At 56.9% G+C, this 3,810-nt stretch carries 4 protein-coding genes and 1 pseudogene; 1 reads left to right on the top strand and 4 read right to left on the bottom strand.

All coding sequences use genetic code 11. The features are described from left to right. Positions 1-253: pseudogene (locus BAA01_00460) on the bottom strand (transposase). 118 nt (positions 254-371) lie between these two features. On the opposite strand from BAA01_00460, the gene BAA01_00455 reads away from it, so the two are divergent. Next, positions 372-563, top strand: a complete 192-nt coding sequence (locus tag BAA01_00455) for a hypothetical protein (protein ID OUM84548.1) — start codon at positions 372-374, stop codon at positions 561-563. A gap of 101 nt (positions 564-664) precedes the next feature. Here BAA01_00455 and BAA01_00450 read toward each other — a convergent pair whose 3' ends face one another. The 3 genes from BAA01_00450 to BAA01_00440 form a co-directional block, all read right to left on the bottom strand. Continuing rightward, entirely contained in the window at positions 665-1,474 is an 810-nt protein-coding gene (locus tag BAA01_00450; GenBank protein OUM84547.1) for a hypothetical protein, read from the bottom strand. Next, positions 1,450-1,851 (bottom strand): hypothetical protein, encoded by a 402-nt coding sequence (locus BAA01_00445; GenBank protein OUM84546.1) that lies wholly within the window; start codon positions 1,849-1,851, stop codon positions 1,450-1,452. The genes BAA01_00450 and BAA01_00445 overlap by 25 nt, the downstream gene beginning before the upstream one ends. A 184-nt stretch (positions 1,852-2,035) precedes the next feature. Continuing rightward, positions 2,036-3,466, bottom strand: coding sequence for a hypothetical protein (locus BAA01_00440; protein ID OUM84545.1), 1,431 nt, complete (start codon positions 3,464-3,466; stop codon positions 2,036-2,038). Between the last annotated feature and the right edge of the window lie 344 nt (positions 3,467-3,810).

Below are 3,810 nucleotides of genomic sequence, written 5' to 3'. Positions count from 1 at the left end.
GCGGATCATATTGCAACTTGCGAAAATGAAAGAGCCGCTGGCAGCCGAGCACCCAGCCGACAATGAGATACAGCAGGATGCGGTAGAGGGGAAACAACGAGTTGTTTGCCTTCGCAAACGATAGCCCCTGCAGCGCCTTGGCGAGCTTGATTTTCTCGAGGTATTCCAGAAAGATTTTGGCGCCTCCGAAACTGGTCGCATGTCGCAGGGAAAATTCTGTCTTGATTTTGCTGACGGGTGTGGTAGACTTCACTTTAAAGGTGCTCCTTTCTTTGGCTGGAGTTTTTTTCGTCAAACACCATTCTACCAAAGAATAGGAGCCCTTTTTATGTTTTTAAAAGAGTTTTACTTTCGAAATTCAGGTTGATCGTTTGCAAGCCGCAGAGTTTTGGGACGATACGCGAAGCCGGGAATGGGCCAGGTTTTTGATGGCGAGCCACCTGGAACAGCTGGATCTGGATTACATGAGAAAATATGCGGCCCAGGAAAGCCCGAAGCTGCTCCGTCGACTGGAACAGGAGTACGCCTGGGTAAAGGACAATTTGAAAGATGAGCGCGATTGAAATGACCACCGCCGTTCGGTCGAGGATCGGCCGACTGGCGGCGGTTCTTGTGTTCGAAATCCCGTTTCTTCATTTACGCCTGCGCTTCCATCCGCCTCCGTTTATGCCTCTGCTTCCATCGGCTTCAGCGGGTTGCCGTTCAGAATGTCTTCCACTTCTTCGTGGCCGGTGGGGAAGGCATAGTTGTATCGCGCCGGGAGGGCGAACAAGTAACGCGAATTGCGGCCCAGTTCGCGCGGACCGACGGGGGCGGCGCCGATATGGAATTTCCCTTGTTCCAGGGCTTCCCATTGATCCAGCGTGAACACCATAATGGGGATGTCCTGCCGCGGCTGTTCGGCCGTCCATTTCGGATGCCGGATGGACACGATCGGGCCGGACTCGGTCACCTCGCCTTCGGACGATTCCTCCAGGGACAGGCCTTCCCAAGTATCCTGGACGATCGTGTAGCCCTTCCAGCCGGCCGGCAAAGTAAAGCGGAACCCGTATTCGTCGTTTTCGTAAACCACGGTCTCGGCGGGGCCACCTGCGGTGTCGGTGCTCCCGGCCTTGTCGTCCGAATTTCCGTTCCCGGTGCTGTTTTGATCGTTCCCGGTATGGGTTTGCCCGTCTCCGGTGTTCGGCGTTGCATCCCCGGAGCTCGCAGGATCGTCCACATAAGCGCCCAGCCCGACCGCGTCAATCAGCCAGCGATCGCCGAATTTCCCCATTTCAAGCGTGATGGCCCGCTTCGCGGCGATGACGACAGCCGCTTCCACTTCCGCGCCTGCGGTCTCACCGGCTTCCGCAATTGCTTTTTCCTTGGCTTCCGCGCCGCCAGCTTCCCCTGCTCCAGTGCCGCCGGCCCCGCCTGTTCCAGCGCTTGCCACCTCGATGATCTCGCCCTTCACCCGGTAGCGGTCGTCCGCCACTTTTTCCACCGCCAACACGTCGATCCGGTCCGGCCATGGACTGGACACGAGCCGTCCGGGCGCCTGCCGCGGATCGTTCTGCCATTTCTCCAGCAAGGAGGGGAAACAAACTTGCCGTAGTGCGTCTGCAGACTGTTGCGCACATCCTGCTCGGGGGCCAGCAGCGACACCATCTTTAACATTTTGCCGAAATTCTCCACGAGGCTTGTGACCGCCTGCCGTTCCGTTTCTTCGGAAGCTTGCGGCGTTCCTGTTTCCGCCTGCTGCGTTTCCCCGAACGGTTGCGTCCCCTGAGCGGCCTGGCTTTCCGGGCGTTCCCCGCATCCGGCCAGTACGGCGCCCAGCAACAGTAAAAGAGCAACCCATCCTGTTTTCATCAGTTGGCTCCGCTCCTTCGGCGTTTTTCCTTATAGACGACGGGGAAGCGCAATTTGTTCGTCCATTTGTCAATTTTTCGTTTTTATGGGCTGTTATTGTTTGGGACGACAAGTTTTCCGAGGGATTCAAAAAAGCCGAAAAAAAGATCAAGGGGATCGGGGCGAGGGGCCCGATCCCCGAGGATCAGCGCACGGAACGCAACTGCTGACGAATCCACTTGAGCAATTCCGGTTGCCGACGCCACAGATGAAGATACTGTCCGGCGTATAACACCGCTTCATCCCGGTCTCCGAATCTGAAAAATTCCGGCATGTCCCGGGGGAGACGCTTTTGGCCGGTCAGGTATTCGGGTACATAAGGATTTAGTTCCACGGCTTCCCGGAACAAGTCCGAAAGGGCAGGCGAGAAGCCGTGCAGACCGTATTCGACCAGGATGCGGTTATAGTTGAATTCGGCGGAACACTCGTCGCGGTACGTGTCGTTGAGCAGCTTGTCCGCCGCCTCATACTCGCCCAGTTCGAGATGCGCGATGATCAGCTGGTAGCGCACGCCCTGGTTGTCGTTCGGGTTGAGCTCGAGCAACTGCTCGTACTGGCGGACGGCTTCCCGCAACCGGCCCAGTTCATGAAGCGTGCAGGCATAGCCGAACTTGGCGCGCATGTAAGGGCGGGTTCGGACGATGCCCCAGAAGTGCCCTTTGTTTTCTTCGATGAAGGCTTTTCCCAAATCCCGTTCCCCGGCCTCCATGCCTTTTTGATAGTATATTAGCGCTTCTTCGGCGGAGGACGCCTCCGTTTCCGCCAGAATGTTCCAGGCGTCGGCGCTGTCGGGGTAGAGTTTGAGCGCCTTGCGGGCCATGCGGACGCGTTTGGCGGGCGAAGGTTCGTCCCAGGCGTCATACAACAAATCCTGCGCCTGTTCCGCGGGAGTGGACGGTTTGCGGTCCAGGAAGTGCGCGTTTTGGGGTTCGTTCAACCGGGCCAGAAAAGCTTGAACCTCTTTTTCGGAGGAAAATTCCCGTTCTTCCAGCAACCGCTCCACGGCCGCCAGCGTCTGTTCCATCGTCATCCTGGACTGGCGCAAGGGAAGTTCGTCGAACTCCTCGTCATTTTCTGCTTCTTCCATGGAGTTCCCCCAGTATTGTTCCCCCGCTCCCATGGTGAACGCCAGAATTTCCCGGTAACGTTGGGAGATCGTTGTGGCGGACACGCCGTATTTCCCGGCAAGGCGGGTCAGCGTGACGTCCCGGCGGCCTTTGAGTTGTGCGATAAAGTACTCTAGCGATGCAGGAAAGACGGCGGTTTTTCGTATTTCGGGTTTTGCGGATCTGGAGAAGATGCTCCATAAGACGACCGCTTCGCCGATCGTTTCCCAATCGTATTCGTCCTTCATGCCGCTTACCAGTTGCCGCGCCACGGTCAGGTAGGTCGGATTTTCCCAGTAATCCCCTTGCAACAGACCGTAAACGGTTTGGGCGGTTATCGGCATGTCGAAGGAATCCGCGTCCGCTTCCTCCGGCGCGATGCGGGTGACCTTGTTCGCCCGGTCTTTCTCGTAGCAGCAGCGCTTGTATTTTTTCCCGCTTCCGCAGGGGCACGGGTCGTTGCGTCCCACTTTTTTGATGGCGGTGGCCCCCCTTCATCCGGTTGGTGAAACTATATCAAATTATCCTAAATTTCGAAAGCCCATTGTTTCGGTAAAATCACGAGATGTTAGCGCATAACACCCTGTAAATAACAGGGAAGTTCCCAGCCAGACAACTCCCCGTCAGCGTTGAAAGGTATTCCTCCCCCCTCCCCCACCGCAAGGGGCTTTTGGTTTTCCATGTAAAATTGTGGGAATCTCTAACCTGACATGGTCGCCAGCCGCGCTTCGATTCGCTTCCACGCATGGCGGTATGGAAAGTCGTGAGCCAGTTTCAGGATGAGCTTCCGGCTGTGCCGAACGATCGTCGCCGC

This window comes from Bacillus thermozeamaize, assembly GCA_002159075.1.
GTDB classification, from domain to species: Bacteria; Bacillota; Bacilli; order ZCTH02-B2; family ZCTH02-B2; genus Bacillus_BB; species Bacillus_BB thermozeamaize.
The sequence above is the reverse complement of the archived record's forward strand: the minus strand, read 5'-3'. Positions and strand labels throughout refer to the sequence as shown.

Coding starts and splice junctions, on each gene's coding strand:
- BAA01_00445 (OUM84546.1), bottom strand. CDS start 1,851: ATGAAAACAGGATGGGTTGCTCTTTTACTGTTGCTGGGCGCCGTACTG.